The following is a 2,168-nucleotide window of genomic DNA, read 5'->3' as shown; positions in this document are numbered from 1 at the left end:
GCTTATGACCTCGAGCCGCTGGCTCCTGGAGCTAGACATCAAAAACTATGTAAAAATTTATTTCTTAGGCATAAAAAATAGCCGTTACTTCCTCTGTTCATTTTAGCATGTCGTGAACAGAATGAAAAATAACGGCTACATATTCATGTTATTCAGTATAACCCATTAACAATCTTGCGTATGGAGAGTCAGCTGGTAAAATAATCACTGTTTCCCCGTCAATTGTAGTTTTATAGGATTCTAATGTACGGAACAGGTTGTAAAACTCTGGGTCCTTTGAGAAGGAATCATTGTAGATTCTGGCTGCTTCTCCTTCCCCTTGGCTTCGAATAACCTCAGCATCTGCTTGTGCTTTAGCAATGATTTCTTTTACTTCCATATCCGTTTTTGCCTCGATTTTATTTTTCTCTGCATCTCCTTCTGAGAGATAGTTTTGCGCTGTTGACTCACGCTCGGAAATCATTCTTGTATATACGGATTGTTCGTTTTCAGCTGGTAAATCCGTACGCTTCATACGAATATCCGTTACAACGATTCCATATTTGTCTTCCTCAAGGTTTTTATTAACGATTTCTGTGATTCGGTCATTAAGACTTCCTCGTTCCGATTTCTCATCGTTAATAATCTCATCATAGTTTAATTGACCAAGCTCTGTTCGAATGGCAGAATAGACGAACTCATCAAGCTTTGCTTCAGCGTTAACAACTGTTCTAGTTGTAGATATCATTTGTTTCGGATTTTCAATACGCCAAATCGCATAATTATCGATCATCATTCGCTTTTTATCTTTTGTATTTATTTCTGCTTCTTGAACATCATAAATCATTTGATATTTTGGTAATGTTTCAACAGACTGGATAAATGGAATTTTATAAGAAAGCCCTGGTGTTTCTACAATTCGCACAACTTCTCCGAATTGACGAACGACCTTGTATTCGCCTTCTCTTACAATAAATATATTAACCAAGATAATTCCAATTAAAATAATAGCAACAAGTAGGAAGATTCCACCCTTTGTGTATTTACTATATTTATTGGAACTCTTTTTTTCGTTTAAATCCACAACATTTTCACTCATTGGTTACCGCTCCCTTCTGTTTGTACAGGAGGAACCTGCGCTTGGCTTCCAGCTGGACGAATTGGCAAGTACTTCATTGTATTGCCGTCATCCTTCATAATATAAATCTCGGTATTAGGTAACACTTGATCCAAGGTTTCAAGAACGAGACGTTTTCTTGTAATCTCAGGATTTTTAGCATATTCAGTGTATAATGCATTAAATGTCGCAACATCCCCACGCGCGATTTCGATACGGGCCGCTTTATCCCCATTGGCACGAGAAATAAGGGCTTCTTGCTCCCCTTTTGCTTCATTTAATTTTTGGTTACGGTATTTGGTTGCTTCGTTTACTTTTGTATTTCTTGTTTCACGAGCATCCGTTACATTTGTAAATGCCTTACGAACCTCATCATTTGGTAATTCAACATCCTGTAATTTAACTGCCGTCACTGAGATTCCAATATCATATTTTTCTAAAAGAGCAGTTAATAAATCTCTTACCTCTGCTTCAATTTCTGCTTTACCGGATGTTAGGGCATCATCAATTTTAGAACTTCCGATAATACTTCTTAAAGATGCAGAAGTAGAATTATATAAAATTTGCTCTGGATCCGCTGAATTAAATAAAAACTTTGAAGGATCGGTAATTTGCCATTGAACAACCATATCAGCGAGAACAATATTTTCATCACCGGTAATCATTTTCGTATCCTTTGGCACATCGGTGATCTCGCCGTCCTTTTGGTCATAACCAAACTGTAAACTGTACGTTGTCTTTGGTAGTGTTTCTACATCTTGGATTGGCCATGGCATTTTAAAATGAAGTCCTGGCTCTGTAATCCCTTCATCTGCTTTCCCAAACGTTAAAATAATTGCTTGCTCTGATTCATCAACGGTATACCAGGATGTAAATCCAATTACACCTAAAATCAAAACGAGCACACTTAGTCCAACAATAGTATAAATTTGTTTCAAACTAACCATGCTTTCCCCCCTCAATTTATATCTACATAGTTTTATACGATTATAATACAAAAAGGTTTCAGATTTTTATCAAATACGCCTTTGCGTATTTGCGCCCAGATTTTGGGCCCACAGGAAGTGGGTCA

The 2,168-nt window shown here is 37.1% G+C and carries 2 protein-coding genes; both read right to left on the bottom strand.

The genetic code is table 11. The features are described from left to right. Positions 1–148: 148 nt before the first annotated feature. Positions 149–1,078: a protease modulator HflC gene (gene hflC, locus V7147_RS07370; protein WP_335367204.1), complete on the bottom strand. Its 930-nt coding sequence runs from the start codon at positions 1,076–1,078 to the stop codon at positions 149–151. Then, positions 1,075–2,043 carry an FtsH protease activity modulator HflK gene (hflK, locus tag V7147_RS07365; protein ID WP_335367203.1) on the bottom strand — a complete coding sequence of 323 codons (969 nt, stop codon included), beginning with the start codon at positions 2,041–2,043 and terminating at the stop codon, positions 1,075–1,077. The genes hflC and hflK overlap by 4 nt, the downstream gene beginning before the upstream one ends. Positions 2,044–2,168: the final 125 nt, after the last annotated feature.

Source organism: Bacillus sp. JJ1521 (genome assembly GCF_036965165.1).
Taxonomy (GTDB): Bacteria; Bacillota; Bacilli; order Bacillales; family Bacillaceae_L; genus Ferdinandcohnia.
Note: the sequence above shows the minus strand (reverse complement) of the source record. Positions and strands in the feature narration are given on the sequence as shown.